The sequence below is a fragment of the Chromobacterium violaceum ATCC 12472 genome, from assembly GCF_000007705.1.
In the GTDB taxonomy this organism is placed as follows: domain Bacteria; phylum Pseudomonadota; class Gammaproteobacteria; order Burkholderiales; family Chromobacteriaceae; genus Chromobacterium; species Chromobacterium violaceum.
Genome location: NC_005085.1, coordinates 2218858 through 2245333 on the forward strand (window position 1 = coordinate 2218858; position 26476 = coordinate 2245333).

Here is a 26476-nt window from a genome sequence, read left to right on the forward strand (position 1 = left end):
TGTCATGGCTATCAGAATGCACTCATCGATAGCTAACAACCGCAGTCAACCCTCAAGGAGATAGCCATGCTGCAAAATCGTGAAGGCCAACGCGTACCGAACGTCACTTTCCGCATCCGTGAAAACAACGAGTGGAAGAATGTTACCACCGCCGAGCTGTTCGACGGCAAAACCGTCGCCCTGTTCTCGCTGCCGGGCGCGTTCACTCCGACCTGCTCCTCCACCCACCTGCCGCGCTTCAACGAGCTGGCGCCGGCCTTCTTCGCCAACGGCGTGGACGCCATCCTGTGCGTATCGGTCAACGACACCTTCGTGATGAATGAATGGGCCAAGGACCAGGAAGCGCAGAACATCGTGATGATCCCGGATGGCAACGGCGACTTCACCGAAGGCATGGGCATGCTGGTGGACAAGCAGGACCTGGGCTTCGGCAAGCGCAGCTGGCGCTACTCGATGCTGGTCAAGGACGGCGTGGTGGACAAGATGTTCGTCGAGCCGCAGGAGCCGGGCGATCCGTTCAAGGTGTCCGACGCCGACACCCTGCTGAACTACATCAACCCGAGCGCCAAGAAGCCTGACCAAGTGGTCGTCTTCACCAAGGTGGGCTGCCCGCACTGCGCGCGCGCCAAGGCCGTGCTGGCCGAAAACGGCTACGACTTCGTCGAAGTGCCGCTGGACAACAAGATCCGCGGCAAGGTGCTGGGCGCGGTGTCCGGCGCGATGACCGCCCCGCAGGTGTTCATCAACGGCGAGCTGATCGGTTCCGCCGACGAAGTGGAAAAGCGCTTCGCCAAGTAAGACGTTCGTCGCCGATGGTTTCGGGCCCTGACGCCATCGGCAATCTTTGGGCCGGTACTCCTGCCGGCCGTTTTTTCCAGCCGGGATGCGGGACGGCATGCCCATTGCGCGCTGCGTGCCGCGCCGCATCCCCGCCAGATAGAGGATAAGAACCATGAAAACCATCCACATCGACGTAGCCGTCATCGGCGCCGGCACCGCCGGCCTCGCCGCCTACCGCGCCGCCAAGGCCGGCGGCGCCTCCGCCCTGATCATCGAGGGCGGTCCTTACGGCACCACCTGCGCCCGCGTCGGCTGCATGCCGTCCAAGCTGTTGATCGCCGCCGCCGAGGCCGCCCATCACGCCGGCCACACTGACATGTTCGGCGTGCATGTGGATGGCGGGGTCCGCATCGACGGCCGCGAGGTGATGGCCCGGGTGCGCAGCGAGCGCGACCGCTTCGTCGGCTTCGTGGTGCGCAGCGTGGACGGCATTCCGGCCGAAGACAAGCTGCCCGGCTATGCCCGTTTCGTCGACAACACCACGCTGCAGGTCGATGACCACACCATCGTCCAGGCCAAGCGGGTGGTGATCGCCACCGGCTCGTCGCCGGCCGTCCCGGCGCCGTTCAAGGCGTTCGGCGACCGTTTGATCGTCAATGACGACGTATTCGAATGGGATGCGCTGCCGCAAAGCGTGGCGGTGTTCGGCCCCGGCGTGATCGGCCTGGAGCTGGGCCAGGCGCTGTCCCGGCTGGGCGTGCGGGTACGCGTGTTCGGCTTGGGCGGCGGCGTGGGCCCGCTGTCCGATCCGGCGGTGCGCGGCTACGCCCGCCAGGCCTTGTCCGAGCAGTTCTATCTGGATCCGGACGCCAAGGTGCTGGAGATGGCCAATGACGGCGATGCCGCGCGCATCCGCTACGTGAACCTGGACGGAGAAGAGGTCGAGGAGCGCTTCGATTACGTGCTGGCCGCCACCGGCCGCACGCCGAACGTCCGCAGCCTGGGGCTGGAGAATACCAGCGTGCGGCTCGATGCCCGCGGCGTGCCGCTGTTCGACCCGGAAACGCTGCTGTGCGTCGGCGCGCCGGTGTTCATCGCCGGCGACGCCAACAACATCCTGCCGCTGCTGCACGAAGCGGCCGACGAGGGCAAGACCGCCGGCGCCAACGCCGCCGCCTATCCGGCGGTATCGGCTGGACTGCGCCGCTCGCCCATCGCGGTGGTGTTCTCTGACCCGCAGATGATGATGGTGGGACGCCGCTTCGCCGATCTGCCGGAGGGGGACTTCGCGGTTGGGGAAGTCAGCTTCGAGGATCAGGGCCGCAGCCGGGTGATGGGCGTCAACAAGGGCCTGCTGCATGTGTATGCGGACAAGGCGACCGGCCGTTTCCTGGGCGCCGAGATGATAGGCCCGCGTGCCGAGAACCTGGCCCATCTGCTGGCCTGGAGCCATCAGCAGGGCTTGACCGTAGAGCAGATGCTGGACATGCCGTTCTACCACCCGGTGATAGAAGAGGGCCTGCGCACCGCGCTGCGCGACGCGGCGGCGAAGCTGGCGCGGGACTGAGCCGGGCGGGCGTCCGCCTGTTTGACGCAAGCCCCCGGCCCGCGATGGTTTTTGCCATCGCGGGCTTTTCTCATGGCGCAAGGCGCGGTTCGAAGCCTTTGGCGGCCAGCTTTCTGGTGATTGGTTTTTGCAAGCGCCGGTTTGGGCATTTCATAAAAATGTACGCTCGATGATATTGGAGCCGAGGCCAGATGCGAGTAGAAAACCATTCCCCGTCTTTGTCGAAGTTGAACCCGCCGGAGGCCGGCTCCGGCGATCCGACGGCGATCGGACGCCGCCTGAGCGGCATCCGCCGCGCGCCGCTGCCGCACGTCTCGGCCGGCAGCGACGGCGAGGCCGCTGCCGCCGGAAAAATCGGCGCCTTTCTGCGCAAGGCCGTGGCGGCGCAGTCCTATGGCCTGATGTTCGCGAACGGCAAGCTGTTCGAGGCGACCGGCGACGCATTGGAAAAGCGCGGGCAATACGGCTTCAGCGCCCTGCAGCGGCTGGACGGCCTGTCCCGGCGCAATCTGGCGGCGGTTGAGGCCAGGCTGGGCGCGCTGGACTCCGCCGAGCGCGGCCTGAAGGAACGCATCATGACCGGCGCCTGGCATTTCCGCCACCAGTCCAATGCGGCGCTGGACGACGGCAAGACGGCGGCGATCGCGTCCAATCATCTGCTGGCCCGGGAATCTCGGTCCTCGGGCGGCAATACCTTCGCCGGCGACAAGGCGCTGTTGAGCAATCATGACTTCGTGTTCTTCGGGGTGGAGTTCTCCGGGCGGGGCAAGCAAGACAAGCCGTTGAACCATAAGCACAGCACGATGGACTTCGGCGCCAACGCCTACGTCGTCCCCGACACGCTGCCGGCGTGCCGCCATGGCTACCTGACGCTGACCGATCACTTCTTCAACCGGGTGCCCGGCGGGCGCGAGGCCGAGCATCAGGATTTCGTCGGCAGCTTCCCGCAGATGGGAGCGGAGACGGGGCGCTGGATTCACGAGGGCAAATACCGTCAGAACGCCCCGATATTCAACTATCGCGACATGAAGGCCGCAGTGGCGTTGCACCTGATCGAATTTCTGCGCGACAGCAAGGACGCGGCCTTCAAGGCCTACGTGTTCGACCAGGCCATGCAGTCCGGCCAGGCGCTGGACCGGGTGCTGAACAGCGTCTTCCAGGCCGAGTTCCATATCCCGCGCCTGATGGCGACGACGGATTACGCCAAGCACCCGCTGCGTCCCATGCTGCTGAAGGAAGCGGTGGATTCGGTGAACCTGCCGGCTTTGTCCGGCCTGGTTTCGAGCAAGGGCGACGCGGTGACGGCGATGTGGCACGCCATCGATAAAGGCAAGGACGCGGTGGCGGCCCACCTGCTGGGCAACTGGCGTTTCGAGGCTGGGGATTTTGCCAGCGCGCCGCCGGGCTTTTACCACGAGCTGAACTATGCCTTGAGCGAGCATGGCGCCAGCGTCTATATCCTGGACCAGTTCCTGTCCCGCGGCTGGGCGGCGGTGAACGCGCCGTTCGAGCATGTGAACAGCGGCGAAACGATGCTGGACAACGCAGTCAAATACGGCAATCGGGAAATGGCGGCGGCGCTGATCAAGCACGGCGCCGACCGGAACCTGCTGTCTGAGTGGAATGGCGGAAAGCTGGACGCCTTGCTCGCCTAGCGCGGCGAGGCTGGCGGCATGAAAAAACCGTCCCGGTCCGGGACGGTTTTTTTTTGACGGCAGGCGGGCGCCTATCCGTTCCGCAGCGCCCGCAGCCAGTCCAGTCGCTGGCGCCAGATCACCGGCGCGCGCCAGGCCAGGTGGGCGGTGGCCAGAATGTTGAGCAGGGCCACGGCCAGCAGCAGCATGGAGATGCTGTCGTACCACTTCAGCATCAGCGCGCTGCCGATGGCGGCGGCCACCATGTAGAAGCCGTTGATGATGTTGTTGGCCGCCACCGCTTGCGAGCGGAAAGCGTCCGGGCTGCCGGTTTGCAGCCAGGTGTACAGCGGCACGGTGAAGAAGCCGCCGAAGAAGCCCAGCAGCGACACGTCGGCGATGGCGCGCCAGCTGCCGGCCTTGGCCAGAAACGCCGGCAGCGAGGCCAGCGGGCCGTGGTAGGACGGCATCGCGCCCAGCGCCAGATCGCCGCCGAACACCGTCATGCCGGCGCTGCCCAACAGCACGATGCCCAGCTGCAGCTTGCCGCGCGACAGCTTGGCGCAGGCGATGGAGCCGGCGCCTATGCCGATGGAGAACAGCGCCAGCAGCAGGGTGTAGACGTCGGCGTCGCCGCCCAGGTGCAGCCGGGTGAAGGTGGGCAGCTGGGTGGTGTAGACCGCGCCCATCAGCCAGAACCAGGAAATGCCCAGTATCGAGCAGCGCACGTCGTGGATGCGCCAGGCCTCGCGGATCAGCCGCACCGAGTCGCCGAGGAAATTCCACGACAGCTTCAGATGCGGCGCGCCGGGGGCGACCGAGGGCATGGTGGCGCTGCTGAAGTAGCCGAGGATGGCGACCAAGAGCAGCGCGCCGACGATCATCAGCGCGCCGCTGTGGGTGAGCAGGCTGCCGCTGAGCTGGCCCAGCAGGATGGCGAGGAAGGTGCCCATCTCGATCAGGCCGGTGCCGCCCACCAGCTCGTGCTCCTTCAGGTATTGCGGCAACACCGAGTATTTCAGCGGGCCGAAAAAGGCCGAGTGCACGCCCATCAGGAACAGCGCGGACAGCAGGATGGCGGCGGACTTCAGCAGGAAGCCGGCGCCGGCCACCAGCATGATGACGATCTCGGCCAGCTTGATCATGCGCGCGATGCGGGCCTTGTCGTAGCGCTCGGTCAGTTTGCCGGCGCTGGCGGAAAACAGGAAGAAGGGCAGGATGAAGATGCCGGCGGCCAGGTTGACCAGCTGCTGCGGCGGCATGCCCATCATTTCCAGGCCATGGAAGCTGATCAGCACCACGATGGCGGTTTTCAGCATATTGTCGTTGAAGGCGCCGAGGAACTGGGTGCCGAACAAGGGCAGGAAGCGCCGGGTGGCGAAGAAGGAGAAGTCTGCTTTCACGATGGCCGGTTATGAAAAAGGCGGGAACCGCATGCTAACGGATTCCCGCCTTGCTGTCAGTCGCGGATCCGCTCAGAACAGCGACAGCCACAGGCCGCTGGCGGTCGCGGTCATGAAGCCGGCGAGGATGGACGCCGCCAGCGCGCGCATGCCGATGGCGGCCAGTTCCTGCTGGCGCTCCGGCGCCAGCGCGCCGATGCCGGCCACGCAGATGCCCACCGACGACAGATTGGAGAAGCTGGCCAGCGCGAAGGTGGAGATCATCACCGTCGGCGCGGACAGCGTGCCGGCGGCCTTCATCTTGGCCAGGTCCATGTAGGCGATGAACTCGTTGAGGACGATCTTCTGCCCCAGCAGGCTGCCGACGCCCAGCGTCTCGCTCCAGCCGATGCCCATCAGGAAGGCGAACACGCGGAACACCTGGCCCACCAGGTATTGCAGCGTCAGGCCGTCGAACATGCTGTGGGTGGACGCCTGGATGGCGGCGTTGACGCCCAGCAGCTCGCCCAGGCCGTCCTTCACCAGGAAGTTGGCCAGCGCGATCAACGCCACGATGGCCAGCAGGATGGTGGCGACGGCGGCGGCCATCTTCATGCCGTCCAGCGCGCCGGTCACCACCGCGCTGACGAAATTGCCCTCGCTCTTTTCCCTGGACGACTGCAGCTTGCTGCTGGACAGCGCCTCGGGCGAGGTTTCCGGGAACATGATCTTGCAGAACACCACCGCGCCGGCCGCGTTCATGCAGGAGGCAGTCAGCAAGTAGGTGGCGAAGCGCGCCTGCTCTGCCGTGTCCGATCCGCCGAGAAAGGCGACGTAGGCCGCCAGCACGCCGCCCGACAGCGTGGACATGCCGGCGATCATGATGCAGGCCAGTTCGGAGCGGGTCATGTGGCGGATGTAGGGGCGGACCAGCAGCGGCGCTTCGGTCTGGCCGAGGAAGATGTTGGCGGCGGCCACTACGCTTTCCGGGCCGGAGATGCCCATGCTGCGCTTCATCGCCCAGGCTAGGCCGGCGACCACGCGCTGCAGGATGCCGAAATGGTAGAGCAGGGCGCTGAAGGCGGAGAAGAAGATGATCACCGGCAGCACGGTGAAGGCGAACAGGAAGCCCAGCTTGCCGCTGGGTTTGGCCAGATCGCCGAAAATGAAGCCCGCGCCGTCGCCGGCGAAGCTCAGCACCTTGGCGAAGCCGGCGCCGAAGGCGGAGACGCCGTGGTGGACGGCGGGCACGTAGTTGATCAGCAGGAACAGGCCGTTCTGGATGGCGAGGCCGATCAGCACGGTGCGCCAGTTGACGGCGCGGCGGTTGGTCGAAAACAGATAGGCGGCGGCGACGAGAAGCAGCATGCCGGCCAGTGCTTGGATGGTATTCACGGAGGCCCTTGGACTAGCGATGGGCGGCGTGTCGGCGCCCGTCGAGTCCCGGATGCCTTGCGCCGCGCCAAATCATGATTGGCTAATGCTTGAAGGCGCGGCATTTTACAGCAAAAGGCCATCCCCCCGAAAGGGAAAAGGCCTGCTGCGGCGCATTTTACCCGGATGGGGTGGGCAGGGCGCTTAGCCCGAGGACTTGTCGTCTTCGTGGGTGGCGTCGTCGTCCATCAGGATGCGATGGGCGGGGCCCTGCATGTCGTCGAACTGGCCGGAGCGGGTGGCCCACCAGAAAATGGCGCCGATCACGAAGACCAGCACCAGGCTGAGCGGGATGAGCAGGTAGAGGCTTTCCATCAGGGATTCCGTTTGACGAGACGCAATGCGTTGCCGACCACCAACAGCGAGCTCAGGGCCATGCCCAGGCTGGCCAGCCAGGGCGTGACGTGGCCCAGCATCGCCAGCGGCAGCGCGACGACATTATACCCGGCCGCCCAGACAAGGTTCTGCCGGATCACCGCCAGCGCGCGCCGGCTGAGGACCAGGGAATCGCCGATCAGGCCCAGCCGGTCGCCCATCAGCACCATGTCGCCGCTGGCGCGGGCGACGTCGGTGCCGCCGCCCATGGCGATGGACACGTCGGCGCGCGCCAGCACCGGCGCGTCGTTGACGCCGTCGCCGACCATCAGCACTCGCCGTCCCTTGGCCTGCAGCGCGGCGACGTAGGCGAGCTTGTCTTCCGGCGTCGCGCGCGAGCGCCACCGCGTGATGCCGAGCCTGGCGGCCAGTCCGGCCACCGGGCCTTCGCCGTCGCCGCTGAGCAGATGGACGGCCAGTCCGCGGCGAGTCAATTCGGCCATCAGCGCCGCCGCGTCGTCGCGGCAGGCGTCGCCGATGGCGAAGCGGGCCTGCACGCCGTCGGCGTCCGCCAGCAGCACCTGGGTGCAGTCCGGCTGCCAGCCGGCGTCCTCGTCCACTTCGCGGCCCAGCCAGGCGGCGATGAAGGGGGCGGAGCCGAGCCGCCACTCGCGGCCGTCTACGCCGCCGGCCACGCCGCCGCCGGGGTGGTTGATCAAGCCGTCCGCCTGCGGCCTGTCCGCCGGCGCGGCGGCCAGGATGGCCTGCGCCAGCGGGTGCTCGGATCCCTGTTCCAGCGCGGCGGCGACAGCCAGCGCGCGGTGCGCGTCCAGCGGGCCGCGCGTTTCCAGCAGCCGCATCTGGCCGTGGGTGAGGGTGCCGGTCTTGTCGAACACCGCGTCGTCCGCCTTGGCCAGCGTTTCCAGCGCGTGGCCGCGGGTGGTCAGCACGCCCAGCGAGGCCAGGCGGCCGCTGGCGGCGGTGAGCGCGGCCGGGGTGGCCAGCGACAACGCGCAGGGGCAGGAGATGACCAGCACCGCCACCATGATCCACAGCGCGCGGCCTGGGTCTATGAAATGCCAGCCGATGTAGCTGCCGGCGGCGGCCAGCAGCAAGAACGCGACGAACCAGCTGGCGAAGCGGTCGGCCAGCACGGCCAGCCGGGGTTTTTCCGCCAGCGCCTGGTCCAGCAGCCGCACGATGCCGGCCAGCCGGGTGGATTGGCCCGCCTGTTCCACGCGCAGCACCAGCGGGCTGGAGGTGTTGACGCTGCCGGCGATCACCGCGTCGCCGGGCGCTTTGGCGATGGGGCGGCTCTCGCCGGTGAGCAGCGATTCGTTGCTGGCGCTGCGGCCGTCCAGCACCACGCCGTCGGCGGGAATGGTTTCGCCGGGCTTGACCAGGATCACGTCGCCGGGGTTCAGGCCGGCCACCGTGGCCTCGCGGCTGTCCCGGCTGTGCGGCCAGTTGTCCAGCCGGTGGGCGAAGGCCGGCACCAGCTTGACCAGGCTTTCGCTGGCGGCGCCGGCCTTGCGGCGGGCGATGCCTTCCAGGTAGCGGCCGCCCAGCAGCAGGAAGACGAACATCGACACCGAGTCGAAGTAGATGCCATGCTCCACCTTGTGGATCAGCGCCCAGAAGCTGGCGGCGAAGGCGGTGAGGATGCCGATGCTGACCGGCGTGTCCATGCCGACGCGGCCGGTTTTCAAGTCGCGCCAGGTGTTGCGGTAGAAGGGCAGGGCCGAATACAGCAGCACCGGCAGCGTCAGGATGAAGCTGGACCAGTGCAGCAGCCACAGGAAATCGGGCGCGATGTCGCCGTCCGGCGCCAGATAGACCGGCACCGCGTACATCATCACCTGCATCATCGACAGGCCGGCCACCCACAGCCGGGTCAGCGCCTGCTTGCGCTCCTTCTGTTGCAGCTTTTCCTGGCGGTCGGCGTCGTAGGGATGGGCGCGATAGCCTATCGCCGCCACCGCCTCCAGGATGGCGGACAGCTGCACGCGGCCGTTGTCCCAGCGCACGCGGGCGCGCTGGGTGCTGTAGTTGATGTCTACGCCCAGCACGCCGGGCAGGCGGCGGATGTGCTGCTCGTTCAGCCAGATGCAGGCGGCGCAGGTGATGCCTTCCAGCATCAGCGAGGCTTCGCGGATGTTTTCGCTCTCGACGCGGACGAAGCCGCGCTGCAGCTCCTCGCTGTCGTACAGCTTGATCTGCTCCAGCACCGCTTGCGGCAGCGCCTCGGCGCGGGCCGCGCCCTCGGTGCGGTGCTTGTAGTAGTCGGACAGGCCGGATTCGATGATGGTGGCGGCCACCGCCTGGCAGCCGGCGCAGCAGGCGGGCTCTTCGCGCTGGCGGTAGCGGATGGGGAAGCTGGCGCCGGCGGGCACCGGCAAACCGCAATGGAAACAGTTCTCGCTCATGACGTAGGATTGTAATCAAAGCCGGCGCGCGATGCTTGATCCAGCGCATGGCAATGTTTTTCGATGCGGATTATTTCAACGCGGCGCTTGCGCTCGGGGCGCATGTCCGCATTTGTCGGATATCAATCAAGGGGGAAGTCCGAATGGAAAAAATGTCGGCCATCGTGCAGCAGGCGCCGGGCGGCGTGGAAACGATGGAAATGGGGGAGTGGGACAAGCCGCGCGCGGCGCCGGGCAAATTGCTGGTGCGGGTGATGGCGGCCGGCGTCAACCGCGCCGACCTGATGCAGCGCGAGGGCCGCTATCCGCCGCCGCCGGGCGCCAGCCCGTTGATGGGCCTGGAGGTGGCCGGCGTGGTGGAGGAGGCGGTCGGCGATTCCGCCTTCCAGCCGGGCGACGCGGTGTTCGGCCTGGTGGAGGGCGGCGGTTATGCCGAATACGCGCTGCTGGACCAGTCGCTGGCGATCGCCAAGCCCGACCAGCTGTCCTGGGTGGAGGCCGCCGGCTTGCCGGAGGCCTGGATGACGGCCTGGTTCAACCTGGTGGTGAAGGCCGGGCTGCAGGCCGGCGAACGGGCCTTGATCCATGCCGGCGCCAGCGGCGTCGGCGTCGCGGCGATCCAGCTGGCGAGGCTGCTCGGCGCGGAAGCCTTCGCCAGCGCCGGCAGCGCCGAGAAACTGGCCTTCTGCCGCGAACTGGGGGCGAGCCAGGTGTTCAACTACCATGAGACGCCGGCTTTCGGCGAGCGGGTCAAGGCCTGGGGCGGCGCCGACGTGGTGCTGGACCCGGTGGGCGCCAGCCACCTGGCGGAAAACCTGCAGGCGTTGAACCCGGATGGACGCCTGGTCAATATCGGCCTGATGGGCGGCCTGAAGGCCGAACTGGATTTCGGCCGCCTGCTGATGAAGCGCATCAGCCTGATCGGCTCCACGCTGCGTCCGCAGCCGTTGGCGGTCAAGGCCGAGCTGGCCGCCGCGCTGCGCGATCTGATCCTGCCGGCCTTGCTGGAGGGCCGGGCGCGCGCCGTGGTGGACAGCAGCTATCCCTGGACCCAGGTGCGGGACGCGCACGCTTACGTCGCGGACAACCGCAATCTGGGCAAGGTGGTGCTGACGCTGTTTCCGGTGATGGCGGGCGGTTGAACGTTTCTTCGCCGCGGCGAGGAATGAAAAACGGAAGCCCGTAGGCTTCCGTTTGCTTTGCGCTGCGGCAGGCGGCGTCGATCAGCCCACCCAGCGGCGGGCGGACGCGAACATCCGGTACCAGCCGCCGTTCTCGCCCCATTCGGCCGGATGCCAGCTGTTCTGCACGGTGCGGAACACGCGTTCCGGGTGCGGCATCATGATGGTGAAGCGGCCGTCGGCGGTGGTGACGCCGGTGATGCCGGCGGGCGAGCCGTTGGGGTTCAACGGGTAGGTTTCGGTGGCGCGGCCGTCGAAGTCGATGTAGCGCAGCGCGGTCAGCGCCTGCTCCTGCGCGCCCGGCGCGAACACCGCGCGGCCCTCGCCGTGGCTGACCACCACCGGCAGGCGGCTGCCCACCATGTCGGACAGGAAGATGGACGGCGACGCGGTGACTTCCACCATCGCGAAGCGCGCCTCGAACTGTTCCGACGCGTTGCGGTGGAACTTCGGCCAGTGCTCGGCGCCCGGGATGATGGACGACAGGTTGGACATCATCTGGCAGCCGTTGCACACGCCCAGCGCGAAGGTGTCGCCGCGGCCGAAGAAGGCCTCGAACTGCTCGCGCGCGCGCGGGTTGAACAGGATGCTCTTGGCCCAGCCTTCGCCGGCGCCCAGCACGTCGCCGTAGCTGAAGCCGCCGCAGGCCGCCAGGCCCTTGAAGTCGGCCAGCTGCACGCGGCCGGCGATGATGTCGCTCATGTGCACGTCCACCGCGTCGAAGCCGGCGCGGTCGAAGGCCGCGGCCATCTCCAGCTGGCCGTTGACGCCCTGCTCGCGCAGGATGGCCATGCGCGGGCGCTTGCCGGTGCCGATGTAGGGAGCGGCCGGGTCGCCGTGCACGTCGAAGGACAGCTGCGCGAACAGGCCGCGCGACTTGGCGTGGCTGCGCAGCAGCTGCTCGCTGTCGGCGCAGGCCGGGTTGTCGCGCAGGCGCTGCATGCGGGCGCTGGTTTCGGACCAGGCGCAGAACAGCTCGCTGCGGCTTTCGCTGAACAGGTCCTTGCCCTTGTGCTTGATCACCAGGCGGTCGTGGCCGTTGGTGCGGCCGATGACGAACAGCTCGCGGCCGATGCCGGCCTTCATGAAGCGGGCGATCACTTCCGGCGTGTCGGCCTTCTTCACCTGCAGCACCGCTCCCAGCTCCTCGTTGAACAGCACGCGCATGATGCGGCCGTGGGTGGCGGCCTCCATTGTCGGCTGCACGTAGTCGTCGATGATGCGCTGGGTGTTCTGGCGCTCGATCACCAGCTCCTGCAGATCGATGCTGGCGCCGACGTGGCCGGCGAACATCATTTCCGCCAGCGCGGCGAACAGGCCGCCGTCGGAGCGGTCGTGGTAGGCCAGCAGCTTGTCGTCGCGCAGCAGCGACTGCACCACGCCGAAGAAGGCGGCCAGCTGCAGCGGGCTTTCCACGTCCGGCGCGCGGCCCTTCATGTCCTTCCACACCTGGCCGTAGATCGAGCCGCCCAGGCGGCAGCGGCCGTAGCCGAGGTCGATCAGGATCAGGTCGCTGTCCTTGACGTCCTTCAGATCCGGGGTGACGGTCTTGCGCACGTCGTCCACCGGCGAGAAGGCGGAGATCACCACCGACAGCGGCGCGGTGACGGCCTTCTGCTCGCCGTTTTCCTGCCATACCGTCTTCATCGACAGCGAGTCCTTGCCCACCGGGATGCTGACGCCCAGGCTCTGGCTCAGCTCGGACACCGCCTGCACGGTGCGGTACAGGTTGGCGTCCTCGCCCGGATGGCCGGCGGGGGCCATCCAGTTGGCGGACAGCTTGACGTTGCCCAGGTGGCCGACGAAAGCGGCGGCGATGTTGGTCAGCGCCTCGCCGATGGCCATGCGGCCGGAGGCCGGGCCGTCGAACAGCGCGGCCGGGGTGCGCTCGCCCATCGCCATCGCTTCGCCGCGATAGGTGTTGAAGCCCATGGTGGTGACGGCCACGTCCGCCACCGGCACCTGCCAGCGGCCCACCATCTGGTCGCGCGCGGTCATGCCGCCTACGGTGCGGTCGCCGATGGTGATCAGGAAGGACTTGTCGGCCACGGTCGGGTGGCGCAGCACGCGGTAGGCGGTTTCGCGCAGCGGGTATTTGGACGCGTCGAAGGTCTGCGGCGCGATTTCCAGCGTCTTGGCGTCGCGGGTCATCCGCGGCGGCTTGCCCAGCAGCACTTCCAGCGGCATGTCCACCGGGTTGTTGCCGAAGTGGTCGTCGCGCACCTGCAGGTGGCCGTCGTCGGTGGCCACGCCCAGCACCGCGAACGGGCAGCGCTCGCGTTCGCACAGCGCGGTGAAGCGGTCCAGGTCTTCCGGCAGGATGGCCATCACGTAGCGCTCTTGCGCTTCGTTCGACCAGATCTGCATCGGCGTCATGCCTTTTTCTTCCAGGTGCACCTTGCGCAGGTGGAAGATCGCGCCGCGGCCGGCGTCGTTGACCAGCTCGGGGAAGGCGTTGGACAGGCCGCCTGCGCCCACGTCATGGATGGAGACGATGGGGTTGGCTTCGCCCAGCTGCCAGCAGCGGTCGATCACTTCCTGGCAACGGCGCTCGATTTCCGGGTTGCCGCGCTGAACCGAGTCGAAGTCCAGGTTTTCGCTGTTGGCGCCGGTGTCCATCGACGAGGCCGCGCCGCCGCCCAGGCCGATCAGCAGGCCGGGGCCGCCTAGCTGGATCAGCAGCGCGCCTTCCGGGATCTCGTTCTTGTGGATCTGCTGCTGCTGGATGTTGCCCAGGCCGCCGGCCAGCATGATGGGCTTGTGGTAGCCGCGCATCTCGCCGTTGAATTCTTCCTCGAAGGCGCGGAAGTAGCCGGCCAGGTTGGGGCGGCCGAATTCATTGTTGAATGCCGCGCCGCCGATCGGACCCTCCAGCATGATCTGCAGCGCCGAGGCGATGCGGCCCGGCTTGCCGTATTCCGGCTGGCCGTCGCGGTAGGCTTCCCACGGCTGCTTGAAGCCGGGGATGTTGAGGTTGGACACGGTGAAGCCGGTCAGGCCGGCCTTGGGGCGGGAGCCGCGGCCGGTGGCGCCTTCGTCGCGGATTTCGCCGCCGTTGCCGGTGGAGGCGCCGGGGAAGGGCGAGATCGCGGTCGGGTGGTTGTGCGTCTCCACCTTCATCAGGATGTCGGTGGGTTCGCTGGTGTACGCGTACTGGTGGCTGCCCGGCTGCGGGTAGAAGCGTTCGATGAAGGCGCCCTCGATCACCGAGGCGTTGTCCTTGTACGCCACCAGCGTGCCCTGCGGATTGGCGTCGTGGGTGTCGCGGATCATGCGGAACAGCGATTTGCCCTGTTCGACGCCGTCGATGATGAACTGGGCGTTGAAGATCTTGTGGCGGCAGTGCTCGGAGTTGGCCTGCGCGAACATCATCAGCTCGACGTCGCTGGGATTGCGCTTCATCTTGGTGAAGTTCTCGACCAGGTATTCGACCTCGTCGTCCGACAGCGCGAGGCCGAGCTGGGCGTTAGCCGCCTCCAGCGCCGCGCGGCCGCCGGCCAGGATGTCCACGCTGGTCATCGGCTGCGGATCGAAGTGGACGAACAGCTTGTCGGCGTCCTCCAGCGAGGACAGCACGGTTTCCGTCATCCTATCGTGCAAGAGGCCCGCCAGGGTGTGGCGAGCCTCTTCACTTAAAGATTTAGCGGCGGACTTTACTCGGAAAGCGGTGCCGCGTTCGATTCTGCGGATATTCGGCAACCCGCAGTGCCGGGCGATGTCGGTGGCCTTGGACGCCCATGGCGACAAGGTGCCGATTCGCGGCGTCACCAGGAACAGTTCGCCTTCGGGCTCGGTGTTCAGCGGCGCCTCGCCGTAACTGAGCAATTGGCCCAGCACGCCGATTTCCTCCAGCGAAAGCTCGCTGTCGCTTTCCGCAAAATGCCAGTGCTCGGCAGTCAGGACGATATCCTTCAGACCGGCATCGGCAGCTGCCGCCTGCAGTTTTTCGAGACGAAACGGTGACAGGGCGACGCCACCGCGCAGCTTGGTAATGTAAGACATTAGACACCCGCGACAAGTACCAGGAAAGGGCGTCATAATACAGCAAAACATCGCCGCATTTAAGGCGTGTCCGGAAGATACCGCCGCCCCGCGGCATTTTTTGCTTTTTTACTCTAATGTCATTGGTTTTATTCGGGAGCATTGCGCAATGAAAAAGGTCGAAGCCATCATCAAGCCGTTCAAGCTGGACGAGGTGCGCGAGGCCTTGTCGGAGATCGGCATCAACGGCCTCACCGTGTCCGAGGTCAAGGGCTTCGGCCGCCAGAAAGGCCACACCGAGCTGTACCGCGGCGCCGAGTACGTGGTGGATTTCCTGCCCAAGGTGAAGATAGAGGTGGTGCTGCCGGACGACCTGGTCGAGCGCGCGATCGAAACCATCGTCGAGACCGCCCGCACCGGCAAGATCGGCGACGGCAAGATCTTCGTGGTGCCGGTGGAACAGGTGGTGCGCATCCGCACCGGCGAAACCAACGAGCAGGCGATCTGACCCGATCGGGATGGATGGCGGAAGGCGGCCCCGGGCCGCCTTTTTCGCGCGCTCAGCGCGCCAGAATCAGGCGCAGGCCCAGCGCGATGAAAACGGTGCCGGCCACGCGATCAAGCCGCTGGCTGGCTTTGCGGCTTTTCGCCAGCCACTGGCAGACGTGGCCGGAAAAATAGCCAAGCGCGCCGAAGATCAGCGCGCCCTGCAGCGTGAACAGCGCGCCCAGGATGGCGGTCTGCAGGCCGACAGGGCCTTGCGCCGGATTGACGAACTGCGGCAGGAAGGCAAGGAAGAACAGCACCACCTTGGGATTGATCGCGTTGGCGATCAGGCCGCGGCGGAAGGTGGCGGCCAGCGATCCCTGGGGGCCGCCGACCTGGGCGTCCGCGTCGAAGCTGGCGCCGGAGCTGCGTATGGCGCCCCAGCCCAGGTAAACCAGGTAAGCGCCGCCGGCGATCTTGAGCGCGGCGAAGGCGAGCGGCGAGGCGGCGATCAGCGCGCTGACGCCCAGCGCGGCCAGCAGCGTGTGGTTCAGGCAACCCAGCGCGCAGCCCAGGCCGAAGGCCATGCCCTGGCGGCGGCCGCGGGAGATGCCCTGGCTCAGCACCATCAGGTTGTCGGGCCCGGGGGTGACGGTGATCAGCATGGCGGCAGCGAGAAAGGCGGCCAGTTGCGGCAGGGTGACGAGCATGGCGGATTTCCGGGATTTGTTTGATTGTCGTCGATAAAACCATTTCCGGCCTGTCTTGGCAATGGCATGACGGGTGACAAGCGGCAACGCCGCTACTAGAATGCGGCAGGTTATTAGCGAGGATCGTTTTATGCCGTCTTTTGATGTCGTTTCCGAAGTAAACAAGGTGGAAGTGCGCAACGCGCTGGACCAGGCCAACAAGGAAGTGTCCACCCGTTACGATTTCAAGGGCAGTGACGCCCGCATCGAATTCAACGACAAGGAAGTGACGCTGTTCGCCGATACCGAGTTCCAGCTGGACCAGGTCAACGACATTCTGGTGAACAAGCTGTCCAAGCGCAGCGTCGACGTGCGCAGCCTGGACTACGGCAAGCTGGAGAAGGTGTCCGGCAACAAGGTGAAAAAGGTGCTGAAGATCAAGGAAGGCCTGGACAGCGATCTGGCGAAGAAGATCGTCAAGCTGCTGAAGGACTCCAAGATGAAGGTGCAGGCCAGCATCCAAGGCGAGGCGGTGCGGGTGTCCGGCGCCAAGCGCGACGTGCTGCAGGAAGCCATCGCGCTGCTGAAGGCCGAGATCGCGTCCGATCTGGAAAACGGCGCGCCGCTGCAGTTCAACAACTTCCGCGACTGACTCCCGCCGCGCGGCGCGCCAGTCACGAAAAAGGAGACCCAAGGGTCTCCTTTTTTATTGCCGGCGGCCGCTCAGCGCTGGGCGGCGCGCCAGGCCTCCAGCTCGCGCCATATTTCCGCGGCGCGCGCCTCGACGCCGGCAGGCGTCGCCGGCAGCGGCAGCCTGCATTCGCCGACAGCCAGGCCCAGGGCGCGCAGCATCGCCTTCACCGACATCGAGTACACCGAATCGTCGGTGTTGGAATAGGCATAGGACGGCATCAACGCGGCGTTGATCTCGCGGGCGCGGCCCGCGTCGCCCCGCTCGAAGGCGGCGATCATCTCGGCGAACTCCGGGCCGGTCCAGTGGGTGGAGGTGCCCACCACGCCCACCGCGCCGACCGCCAGCAGGGGCAGGGTCAGCGCGTCGTCGCCGGAGTAGAGCTCGAAATGCTCTCCGGCCTCGGCCACCAGCCGCGCGGCGGCGGCGGGGTCGCAGGTGGCGTCCTTGAAGGCGACGATATTGTCCACCTCGCGGAACAGCCGCAGCAGCACGTCGTGGGCGATGCGGCGGCCGGTGCGGCCGGGGACGTCGTAGATCATCACCGGCAGCCGGGTGGCGGCGGCCAGCGCGCGGAAGTGGGCCTCGATGCCGGCCTGCGGCGGGCGGTTGTAGTACGGAGAGACCAGGAACACGCCGGCGGCGCCGGCCGCCTCGGCCCGGGCGGTCATCGCCAGCGCGTGGCGGGTGTCGTTGCTGCCGGTGCCTGCCAGCACCGGAATGGTCACTGCGTCGCTGACCGCGCGGATCAGGTCGAAGCGCTCGGCGTCGTCCAGCGTGGGCGCCTCGCCGGTGGTGGCGGCCAGCACCAGCGCGTCGCTGCCGTTATCCGCCAGGTGGCGCGCCAGCGCGCGCGCCGCGTCGAGGTTGAGCCGGCCGTCGCCGTCGAACGGCGTCACCATCGCGGTCAGCACCTTGCCCCAGTGTTTTGCCATGTCAGCCCCTTTTTATTTTTGCGTGAAGACAGGCAGGGATGATACTCCTCGCCCCTGGGCGCGGGAACCCGCGGCGCTTACCAAAGCTTGGGATCCAGCTCCTTGATGCGCTGTTCGGTGCGCTCGATCTTGCAGTCGAGGAAGACGGCGTTGCGGATGCTGCCGTCGATGTAAATCTGGTACTTGGTGTTGCAATCGGCGTCGCGGAAAGCGATCCATTTGCGCTGCGCCTGGATCAGCAGCGCGGACGGTTTGTCCTTGGCGCCGCCCTGGGCTTCGTCGGCGCGCAGTTTCTGCAGCAGCGCGCGGTAGCGTTCGTTGAGCAGCTTGTCGCGGCCGTCGAACTGCTTTTGCTTGCAGTCGTTGATTTCCAGCGTGTTGTTGGCGTTCTGGCAGGGATCGTCTTCGGCCAGGGCGGCATGGCTGGCGAACAGCGCCAGCAGGGCGAGGAGGCAGGGCTTCATCGCTAAACTCCTTGTTGGGGTGAAGGCTTGCGATTATAGCCCGCCAGGCGGGCGCGGCGCGCCCGCCGGCACTGTAGTTCAGGCGCGCAGCCAGCCGGGCAGCAGGCGCTCCGCCGGCAGGGTGCCCAGCGCGGCGCCGCCGACGATCATGGCGATGGCCAGCGCGGCGCTGCCATCGAGCGCGGCTTGGCCGGAGGCGACCAGCATCAGCGTGGACAGCAGCGGGGTGGCGTTGCCCAGCGCGCCGGTCTGGCGCGGGTCGCCCAGCTGCATCGCGCGGTTCCAGCACAGGAAGGCCGCGCCCATGGGCAGCAGGCCCAGCACGGCGATCATCAGCCACTGGACAGAGGAGGGATGGGCGGCGGGCTCGGTGGCGAAATGCAGGCCCAGCGCCAGCAGGCCGGAGGCGAGGCAGTAGCCGCCGACCGCGTTGTCCGAGGTGGCGGGCAGGCGGCGGGTGAACAGGCTGTAGGTGGCCCACACCACGGCCGCGCCCAAGGCCATCAGGTAGCCGGGCAGCGCGGACATCGACAGCGACAGCTTGCCGCCGGTGACGATCAGCGCCGCGCCGGCGAAGCCGATCAGGCTGCCCAGGATGTGGTTGGCGCCCAGCCGGGTGCCCGGCAGCAGCAGCGGAGACAGCAGCACCATCAACAGCGGCCAGACATAGCTGAGCACGGTGGCGTCCATCACCGGCGCCAGCCGGTAGGCGTTGAACAGGAAGAAATAGAAGCCGAATATGCCGTAGACGCCATTGGCGAAGTTCTTGGGCGGCACCTTCCATTCCTTGACGCGGCGCGCGGTCAGCAGGCTGCCGAGGATCAGGCCGACGCCGGCGACGAAGAACGGCGGCAGGGTATGGGTGAGGGCGCTGAGGGTGGCGACAGAGGCCCACATGGCGATCGCGGCGAGCGCGTACAGCATCGCTTGATTCATCGATGTCTCTCGTTTGTTTTATGTAAAGATATTTTATGTGTAACGATGGATTGTAAACCAGTTGTTACGTCAAATGCGATGCGATCGGGATGGGCGGTCTTGCATGGCAGCATGGCGACAAATCATTTGATGCAGATCATCAGCCGCCCGCATGGGCCGACCGGGCAGTTGCCCGCGCCGCCGGTTTGCGGCCTAGTGTTAAGGATGCGTTTCGTTTCCATCCTGGAGCCGGTTGCGGTCATGGCCGGGCGGGCTCCGCCACGACAGGAGGCAAGCCATGAGCAGCATGAAAGCAACGGTATTCGTCGGACCCGGCAGGATAGAGCTGAGGGAGAAGCCGATTCCGGCAGTCGGCCCCGGCGACGCGCTGGTGAAAATCACCACCACCACCATCTGCGGCACCGACGTGCACATTCTCAAGGGCGAGTATCCGGTGGCGTCCGGCCTGACGATAGGGCACGAGCCGGTGGGCGTGATCGAGAAATTGGGCGCGGACGTCAAGGGCTACCGCGAGGGGCAGCGGGTGATCGCCGGCGCGATCTGTCCCAGCTTCACTTCTTACGGCTGCCAGGACGGCCATCCGGCGCAGGACGGCGGCTGCGAATGCCACGGCTACAAGCCGATGGGCGGCTGGCGTTTCGGCAACACCATAGACGGCACCCAAGCCGAGTACGTGCTGGTGCCGGACGCCCAGGCGAACCTGGCGCCGATCCCCGACGGGCTGAGCGACGAGCAGGTGCTGATGTGTCCGGACATCATGTCCACCGGCTTCGCCGGCGCGGAGGCGGCCAATATCAGGATAGGCGACGTGGTGGTGGTGTTCGCCCAGGGGCCGATCGGCCTGTGCGCGGTGGCCGGCGCCAGGCTGCGCGGCGCTTCGTGCATCATCGCGGTGGACGGGCTGGACGAACGCTTGGGCATTTCCCGCCGGCTGGGCGCCGACGTCACGCTCAATTTCAAACAAGTGGACGTGATCGCCGAGATCATGAAGCTGACCGGCGGGCGCGGCGTCGACGCCTCCATCGAGGCGTTGGGCACCCAGGGGACGTTCGAGTCGGCGCTCAGGGTGTTGAAGCCGGGCGGCACGCTGTCCAGCCTGGGCGTGTACTCGAGCGATCTGAGGATTCCGCTGGACGCGTTCAACGCCGGGCTCGGCGACAAGCGCATCGTGTCCTCGCTGTGCCCGGGCGGCAAGGAGAGGATGCGGCGGCTGATGAACGTGCTGGAGAGCGACAGGCTGGACCTGTCGCCGCTGGTCACGCATCGCTACAAGCTGGACCAGATCGTCGAGGCTTACGACCTGTTCTCGCATCAGCGCGACGGCGTGCTGAAGGTGGCGATCCAGCCTTTCTAGCCATTCGCGGCAAGGAGCCGGGTCAGATCGCCTGTCCCGGCTCCAGCAGCTCCACGCCGTCGTTTTCCGACAGCGTCAGGTAGACGGTGGACTGCAAAGCCTCCACCGCGTGCGGGACGTGGGCGTCGATGAACAGGTGGTCGCCTTTGTTCAGCACGTGCTCGCCCACCTTGAGCCGGCCGGCGGTGACGAATACCTGTTCCGTGCCCGGGTGCTGGTGCAGCGGCAGCTTCGCGCCCTTGGCCAACTTCAGCAGGGCCGAGCCGCCTCCGTCCGGGTTGCGGCGCAACCAGGTGAAGTCCACGCCGGGGTAGGGGGTGGGGCTCCAGTGCCAATCGGCGGAGGCGGTCAGTATCGGGGCGGGGGTGCTCATGTCGGGGTATTCCGGTTGGTGGTCAGACGGTAGGAGCGGACGCGGCAATGCTTGCGGTATGTCGGCCGCCGCCATTCGCTCCAGTCGTCATTATCTCACGAAACCCCGTCGAAAATCGCCGGCGGCCTGGCCGGAGGGATGTGAAAACAGGGAGGATGCCCGACACCCCCATCGTTTGCCTTGCCGGCAGGGAGCGGCGTCTAGAAAGCGTCCCCGGGCACCCGCACCCAGCCCTCCATCAGCACCCGGGCGCTGCGGCTCATTTCCGCCTTGGTCACCACCCATTCGCCGTGTGCCTCGCGGGCTTGCGCGCCCACGCGCAGCGTGCCGGATGGGTGGCCGAAGCGCACCGCCTGGCGTTTTCCGCCGCCGGCGGCCAGGTTGACCAGCGTGCCGGGAATGGCCGCCGCCGTGCCTATGGCCACCGCGGCGGTGCCCATCATCGCGTGGTGCAATTTGCCCATGGACATCGCCCGCGCCAGCACGTCGATGTCGGATGCTTTCACCGGCTTGCCGCTGGACGAGACGTAGTCGGCCGGCGGCGCGACGAAGGCGATCTTGGGCGTGTGCTGGCGGCTGGCGATCTCGTCCAGGCGCTTGATCAGCCCCATCTTCAGCGCGCCGTGGGCGCGTATGGTTTCGAAGCGCGCCAGCGCGGCCGGATCGGAGTTGATCGCGTCCTGCAGCTCAGTGCCGGTATAGCCGATGTCGGCGGCGTTGACGAAGATGGTGGGGATGCCGGCATTGATCAGCGTGGCCGGAAAGGCGCCGACGCCGGGCACTTCCAGCGTGTCCACCAGCTTGCCGGTGGGGAACATCGCGCCGCCGTCGCCTTCGCCCTCGTCGGCCGGGTCGAGAAATTCCAGCCGCACTTCGGCGGCGGGGAAGGTGACGCCGTCCAGCTCGAAGTCGCCGGTTTCCTGCACCTGGCCGTTGGCGACGGGCACGTGGGCGACGATGGTCTTGCCGATATTGGCCTGCCAGATGCGCACGGTGCAGAAGCCGTCTGCCGGGATGCGAGCGGGGTCGATCAGGCCGTTGGCGATCGCGAAAGGGCCGACGGCGGCGGACAGGTTGCCGCAATTGCCGCTCCAGTCGACGAAGGCCTTGTCGATGGCGACCTGGCCGAACAGGTAATCGACGTCGTGGTCCGGGCGCGCGGATCGGGACACGATGACGGTCTTGCTGGTGCTGGACGTCGCGCCGCCCATGCCGTCTATCTGCTTGCCGTAAGGGTCCGGGCTGCCGATCACGCGCAGCAGCAGCGCGTCGCGCGCCGCGCCGGGCTGGCGGGCGGCTTCCGGCAGATCCTGCAGCCGGAAGAACACGCCTTTGCTGGTGCCGCCGCGCATATAAGCGGCGGGAATGCGGATCTGGGCGGGGTGAGCCATGCTGTCCATCCTGTTTCTTTGTTGAATGGCCGGCTGGCGCCGGCCGTGTTGCTTGATCAGGCTTGCGCCGCTGCCAGGAAGTCCTGCGCGAAACGCTGCAGCACGCCGCCTGCCTCGTAGATCGACACCTCTTCCGCGGTATCCAGCCTACAGGTCACCGGAACCTGCGCCGTCTCGCCGCCGCGGCGGTGGATCAGCAGCGTCAGGTCGGCGCGCGGCCGGCGCTGGCCGATCACGTCGTAGGTCTCGGTGCCGTCCAGCCCCAGCGTCTTGCGGTTGACGCCGGGCTTGAATTCCAGCGGCAGCACGCCCATGCCGATCAGGTTGGTGCGGTGGATGCGCTCGAAGCCTTCGGCGACGATGGCTTCGACGCCGGCCAGGCGCACGCCCTTGGCCGCCCAGTCGCGCGAGCTGCCCTGGCCGTAGTCGGCGCCGGCGATGATGATCAGCGGCTGCTTGCGGTCCATATAGGTTTCTATCGCCTCCCACATCCGCATCGTCTCGCCTTCCGGCTCGACGCGGGCCAGCGAGCCCTGGCGGACCGAGCCGTCGTCGTTCAGCACCATTTCGTTGAACAGCTTGGGGTTGGCGAAGGTGGCGCGCTGCGCTGTCAGGTGGTCGCCGCGGTGGGTGGCGTAGGAATTGAAGTCTTCCTCCGGCAAACCCATCTTGGCCAAGTATTCTCCGGCGGCGGAGTCCGGCAGGATGGCGTTGGACGGCGACAGGTGGTCGGTGGTGATGTTGTCCGGCAGCAGCGCCAGCGGGCGCATGCCCTTGAGCGTGCGCTCTCCGGCCAGCGCGCCTTCCCAGTATGGCGGGCGGCGGATGTAGGTGGACTGCGGCCGCCAGGCGTACAAGGGGCTGGCCTTGGCGCCGTTGTCGCGATGGATGGCGAACATCGGCTCGTAGACCTGGCGGAACTGTTCCGGCTTGACCGATTGCTTCAGCACGGCGTCGATTTCCGCGTCGCTGGGCCAGATGTCCTGCAGGCGGATTTCCTTGCCGTCCGCGATGCCCAGCACGTCCTTCTCGATGTCGAAGCGCATGGTGCCGGCGATGGCGTAGGCGATCACCAGCGGCGGCGAGGCGAGAAAGGCCTGCTTGGCGTAGGGGTGGATGCGGCCGTCGAAGTTGCGGTTGCCGGACAGCACCGCGGTCGCGTACAGGTCGCGATCGACGATTTCCTGCTGGATTTTCGGGTCCAGCGCGCCGGACATGCCGTTGCAGGTGGTGCAGGCGAAGGCGACGATGCCGAAGCCCAGCTTCTCCAGCTCGGACAGCAGGCCGGCTTCCTTCAGATACAGCTCGACCGCCTTCGAGCCGGGCGCCAGCGAAGACTTGACCCACGGTTTGCGCACCAGGCCCAGCTTGTTGGCGTTGCGCGCCAGCAGGCCGGCGGCGATCACGTTGCGCGGGTTGCTGGTGTTGGTGCAGCTGGTGATGGCGGCGATGATCACCGCGCCGTCCGGCAGCAGGCCTTGCGCTTCCTGCGCGCGGGCTTCGGCGAGGTTGCCGGCGATGCCGCGTTTGGCCAGGGCCGACACCGGCAGCCGCTTGTGCGGATTCGATGGACCGGCCAGGTTGCGGGCGACGGTGGAGAGATCAAACTTCAGCACGCGCTCGTATTCGGCTGTCTTCAGGCTGTCCGCCCACAGGCCGGCGGTCTTGGCGTAGGCTTCCACCAGCTTGACTTGCTGATCGCTGCGGCCGGTCAGTTTCAAATAATCGATGGTTTGCGCATCGATGAAGAACAGCGCGGCGGTCGCGCCGTACTCGGGGGCCATGTTCGAGATGGTGGCGCGGTCGCCTAGGGTCAGCGCCGCCGCGCCTTCGCCGTAAAACTCCAGGTAGGCGCCGACGACCTTCTGCTGGCGAAGGAATTCGGTCAGCGCCAGCACCACGTCGGTGGCGGTGATGCCGGCCGCCGGCCTGCCGGACAGCTCGACGCCGACGATGTCCGGCAGCCGCATCCACGAGGCGCGCCCCAGCATCACGTTTTCCGCCTCCAGGCCGCCGACGCCTACGGCGATCACGCCCAGCGCGTCGACGTGCGGCGTGTGGCTGTCGGTGCCGACGCAGGTGTCGGGGTAGGCTACGCCGTGGTCGTTGTGGATCACCGGCGACATCTTTTCCAGATTGATCTGGTGCATGATGCCGTTGCCGGCCGGGATCACGTCCACATTGTCGAAGGCGGATTTGGTCCATTCGATGAAGTGGAAGCGATCCTCGTTGCGCCTGTCCTCGATCGCGCGGTTCTTCTCGAAAGCCTGCGGGTCGAAGCCGCCGCACTCCACCGCCAGCGAGTGGTCGACGATCAGCTGCACCGGCACCACCGGGTTGACCTGCGCCGGATCGCCGCCCTGATCGGCGATGGCGTCGCGCAGGCCGGCCAGGTCCACCAGCGCGGTCTGGCCCAGGATATCGTGGCAGACCACGCGCGCCGGAAACCACGGAAAGTCGCGCTCGCGCTTGCGATGGACGATCTGTTGCAGGCATTCGCTCAATATGGCCGGCTCGCAGCGGCGGACCAGGTTCTCGGCGTGGATGCGGCCGGTATAGGGCAGCTTGTCCCAGGCGCCGGGCCGGATGGCCTCCACGGCGGCGCGGGCGTCGAAATAATCCAGCCCGGTGCCGGGCAGGGCGGTACGGTATTGGCGGTTCATGTGTTTACTTTCGCTCAGTCGCGGCCGCCGCGGGCAGCCGTTGCAGGAAGTCGCTGTAATGGACGGTGAAGCCCTGCTGGTCGACGACGATGTCGGCGGCGAAGCCCGGGGATTCATAGCGGTAGCAGGGCATGCCGTCGCGGTCCGGCAGTCGGGTGTAGCGCTGCGGACAGACGGCGGGCGTCAGGGCGGGCAGCCGGATGAACAGCATCGACAGCTCGGCGCTGTCGCCGACCGCCAGCTTCAGCCGGCGTATGGGGAAAGCATTGGTCAGGCCGCAGGCCTGCAGATCCAGCTCCGGGCAGCCGTCCCAGGCCGGTTCCGGCTGGCCGTTGACCAGCCAGCGGCCGGTTTCGGCGTGCTGCAGCGTCAGTTGGCGCGCGTCGGGCGCGGAGAGGTCGATGTGGGCGTGGCTGAGCCTGCCGTGGTGATCCAGCTGCATCCGGTAGCGCAGGCTGGCGCCGGTGTCGGCGTGCAGCAGGCTGCCGCTGGCGGAAAGGGAAAGTCCGGCGCCGGTTTCGATTTCCGCCTGCTCCAGTCCCGGGCAGTCCAGGCGCTGCCAGAACAACATTTGCTTCATTGACTGCTCCAGTCTTGCCGACGCGGCTGTCCGGCCGCGTCGCTTGCTGCATGGCTCAGCGTTTCTCCAGCGGCACGAAGGCCTGGTCTTCCGGTCCGATGTAATTGGCCGACGGACGGATGATCTTGCCGTCCTGGCGTTGCTCGATCACGTGAGCGGCCCAGCCGCTGGTGCGCGAGATCACGAACAGCGGCGTGAACATCGCGGTCGGCACGCCCATCGCGTGGTAGCTGACGGCGGAGAACCAGTCCAGGTTGGGGAACATTTTCTTGACGTCCCACATCACCGACTCCAGCCGTTCGGCGATGTCGAACATCTTCATGTCGCTGTTGCTCCTGGACAGCTCGCGAGCCACTTCCTTGATGACCTTGTTGCGCGGATCGGAAATCGTATAAACGGGGTGGCCGAAGCCGATCACCACTTCCTTGCGTTCCACGCGGGCGCGGATGTCGGCTTCGGCTTCGTCCGGATTTTCATAGCGCTGCTGGATTTCAAACGCCACCTCGTTGGCGCCGCCGTGCTTCGGGCCGCGCAGCGCGCCGATGGCGCCGGTGATGGCGCTGTGCATGTCGGAGCCGGTGCCGGCGATGACGCGGGCGGTGAAGGTGGAAGCGTTGAATTCGTGCTCGGCGTACAGGTTCAGCGAGGTGTGCATCGCGCGAACCCACTCGTAGGAAGGCTTGACCCCGTGCAGCAGATGCAGGAAGTGCCCGCCTATGCTGTCGTCGTCGGTTTCCACCTCGATGCGCTTGCCGTTGTGGCTGTAGTGATACCAATAGAGCAGCATGGAACCCATCGAGGCCATCAGGCGGTCGGCGATGTCGCGGGCGCCGGCCAGGTTGTGGTCGTCCTTCTCGGGCAGCGCGCAGCCCAGCGCCGACACGCCGCTGCGCATCACGTCCATCGGATGGGCGGCGGCGGGCAGCGCTTCCAGCGCGGCTTTGACCGAGGCCGGCAGGCCGCGCAGCGATTTCAGCTTCTTCTTGTAGCCGGCGAGCTCGGCCTTGTTGGGCAGCTTGCCGTGCACCAGCAGGTGGGCGACTTCCTCGAATTCGCAGTGGCCTGCCAAGTCCAGGATGTCGTAGCCGCGATAGTGCAGGTCGTTGCCGCTGCGGCCGACGGTGCACAGCGCGGTGTTGCCGGCGGCGACGCCGGACAGGGCAACGGATTTCTTCGGTTTGCCGGTCAGAACCACTTCGGTCATGCTGTTTCTC

The 26476-nt window shown here is 66.9% G+C and carries 21 protein-coding genes; 7 read left to right on the plus strand and 14 right to left on the minus strand.

Annotation, left to right across the window (positions count from 1 at the left end):
- Nucleotides 1–66 precede the first annotated feature (66 nt).
- The 3 genes from CV_RS09940 (at nt 67) to copC (ending at nt 4002) form a co-directional block, all read left to right on the plus strand.
- The gene (locus CV_RS09940; protein ID WP_011135584.1) at nt 67–798 is read left to right on the plus strand and encodes a redoxin family protein; all 732 of its coding nucleotides are present in this window, start codon (nt 67–69) and stop codon (nt 796–798) included.
- A 154-nt stretch (nt 799–952) separates the two neighbouring features.
- Complete coding sequence (locus tag CV_RS09945) at nt 953–2347, plus strand: dihydrolipoyl dehydrogenase (protein WP_011135585.1); 1395 nt, start codon at nt 953–955, stop codon at nt 2345–2347.
- Nucleotides 2348–2538: 191 nt separating this feature from the next.
- Nucleotides 2539–4002 carry an arginine ADP-riboxanase CopC gene (gene copC, locus CV_RS09950; protein ID WP_011135586.1) on the plus strand — a complete coding sequence of 488 codons (1464 nt, stop codon included), beginning with the start codon at nt 2539–2541 and terminating at the stop codon, nt 4000–4002.
- Between the two features lie 71 nt (nt 4003–4073).
- Here copC and CV_RS09955 read toward each other — a convergent pair whose 3' ends face one another.
- The 4 genes from CV_RS09955 to CV_RS09970 all read right to left on the minus strand — a co-directional run bounded on the left by CV_RS09955 (nt 4074) and on the right by CV_RS09970 (nt 9538).
- A complete protein-coding gene (locus tag CV_RS09955; RefSeq protein ID WP_011135587.1) occupies nt 4074–5384 on the minus strand; it encodes an MFS transporter in 1311 nt (436 codons plus the stop codon).
- Nucleotides 5385–5456: 72 nt separating this feature from the next.
- Nucleotides 5457–6758 carry a NupC/NupG family nucleoside CNT transporter gene (locus CV_RS09960; protein WP_011135588.1) on the minus strand — a complete coding sequence of 434 codons (1302 nt, stop codon included), beginning with the start codon at nt 6756–6758 and terminating at the stop codon, nt 5457–5459.
- A 183-nt stretch (nt 6759–6941) separates the two neighbouring features.
- Nucleotides 6942–7112 (minus strand): cbb3-type cytochrome oxidase assembly protein CcoS, encoded by a 171-nt coding sequence (gene ccoS / locus CV_RS09965; protein ID WP_011135589.1) that lies wholly within the window; start codon nt 7110–7112, stop codon nt 6942–6944.
- Nucleotides 7112–9538, minus strand: a complete 2427-nt coding sequence (locus CV_RS09970) for a heavy metal translocating P-type ATPase (protein ID WP_011135590.1) — start codon at nt 9536–9538, stop codon at nt 7112–7114. The genes ccoS and CV_RS09970 overlap by 1 nt, the downstream gene beginning before the upstream one ends.
- 143 nt (nt 9539–9681) lie before the next feature.
- Here CV_RS09970 and CV_RS09975 point away from each other — a divergent pair, with 143 nt between their 5' ends.
- The gene (locus tag CV_RS09975; protein ID WP_011135591.1) at nt 9682–10680 is read left to right on the plus strand and encodes an NAD(P)H-quinone oxidoreductase; all 999 of its coding nucleotides are present in this window, start codon (nt 9682–9684) and stop codon (nt 10678–10680) included.
- An 81-nt stretch (nt 10681–10761) separates the two neighbouring features.
- Here the strand turns inward: CV_RS09975 and purL are convergent, their stop codons facing one another.
- Nucleotides 10762–14721 (minus strand): phosphoribosylformylglycinamidine synthase, encoded by a 3960-nt coding sequence (purL, locus tag CV_RS09980; RefSeq protein WP_011135592.1) that lies wholly within the window; start codon nt 14719–14721, stop codon nt 10762–10764.
- Nucleotides 14722–14869: 148 nt separating this feature from the next.
- Here purL and CV_RS09985 point away from each other — a divergent pair, with 148 nt between their 5' ends.
- Nucleotides 14870–15208 (plus strand): P-II family nitrogen regulator, encoded by a 339-nt coding sequence (locus tag CV_RS09985; RefSeq protein ID WP_011135593.1) that lies wholly within the window; start codon nt 14870–14872, stop codon nt 15206–15208.
- A gap of 52 nt (nt 15209–15260) precedes the next feature.
- Here the strand turns inward: CV_RS09985 and CV_RS09990 are convergent, their stop codons facing one another.
- On the minus strand, nt 15261–15896 hold the full coding sequence (locus CV_RS09990) for a LysE family translocator (protein WP_011135594.1): 636 nt from the start codon (nt 15894–15896) through the stop codon (nt 15261–15263).
- Nucleotides 15897–16026: 130 nt separating this feature from the next.
- Between CV_RS09990 and CV_RS09995 the strand changes: the two genes are divergently transcribed.
- Nucleotides 16027–16527 carry a YajQ family cyclic di-GMP-binding protein gene (locus CV_RS09995; protein ID WP_011135595.1) on the plus strand — a complete coding sequence of 167 codons (501 nt, stop codon included), beginning with the start codon at nt 16027–16029 and terminating at the stop codon, nt 16525–16527.
- Between the two features lie 71 nt (nt 16528–16598).
- Here CV_RS09995 and dapA read toward each other — a convergent pair whose 3' ends face one another.
- From dapA to CV_RS10010, 3 genes are all read right to left on the minus strand, one after another.
- A complete protein-coding gene (dapA, locus tag CV_RS10000) occupies nt 16599–17501 on the minus strand; it encodes a 4-hydroxy-tetrahydrodipicolinate synthase (protein ID WP_011135596.1) in 903 nt (300 codons plus the stop codon).
- 77 nt (nt 17502–17578) lie between these two features.
- Nucleotides 17579–17965, minus strand: a complete 387-nt coding sequence (locus tag CV_RS10005; protein WP_011135597.1) for a lysozyme inhibitor LprI family protein — start codon at nt 17963–17965, stop codon at nt 17579–17581.
- Nucleotides 17966–18043: 78 nt separating this feature from the next.
- On the minus strand, nt 18044–18901 hold the full coding sequence (locus tag CV_RS10010) for a DMT family transporter (RefSeq protein WP_011135598.1): 858 nt from the start codon (nt 18899–18901) through the stop codon (nt 18044–18046).
- Nucleotides 18902–19178: 277 nt separating this feature from the next.
- Between CV_RS10010 and CV_RS10015 the strand changes: the two genes are divergently transcribed.
- A complete protein-coding gene (locus CV_RS10015; RefSeq protein ID WP_011135599.1) occupies nt 19179–20255 on the plus strand; it encodes an NAD(P)-dependent alcohol dehydrogenase in 1077 nt (358 codons plus the stop codon).
- A gap of 22 nt (nt 20256–20277) precedes the next feature.
- On the opposite strand, the gene CV_RS22140 is transcribed toward CV_RS10015, so the two are convergent.
- From CV_RS22140 to prpC, 5 genes are all read right to left on the minus strand, one after another.
- Nucleotides 20278–20628 carry a cupin domain-containing protein gene (locus tag CV_RS22140; protein ID WP_052278805.1) on the minus strand — a complete coding sequence of 117 codons (351 nt, stop codon included), beginning with the start codon at nt 20626–20628 and terminating at the stop codon, nt 20278–20280.
- Between the two features lie 200 nt (nt 20629–20828).
- Nucleotides 20829–22019, minus strand: coding sequence for a 2-methylaconitate cis-trans isomerase PrpF (gene prpF, locus CV_RS10030; protein WP_011135601.1), 1191 nt, complete (start codon nt 22017–22019; stop codon nt 20829–20831).
- Between the two features lie 56 nt (nt 22020–22075).
- A complete protein-coding gene (gene acnD / locus CV_RS10035; protein WP_011135602.1) occupies nt 22076–24682 on the minus strand; it encodes a Fe/S-dependent 2-methylisocitrate dehydratase AcnD in 2607 nt (868 codons plus the stop codon).
- 4 nt (nt 24683–24686) lie between these two features.
- Nucleotides 24687–25262, minus strand: a complete 576-nt coding sequence (locus CV_RS22145) for a putative glycolipid-binding domain-containing protein (RefSeq protein ID WP_011135603.1) — start codon at nt 25260–25262, stop codon at nt 24687–24689.
- A gap of 55 nt (nt 25263–25317) precedes the next feature.
- Nucleotides 25318–26466, minus strand: a complete 1149-nt coding sequence (gene prpC, locus CV_RS10045; protein WP_011135604.1) for a bifunctional 2-methylcitrate synthase/citrate synthase — start codon at nt 26464–26466, stop codon at nt 25318–25320.
- Nucleotides 26467–26476 lie beyond the last annotated feature (10 nt).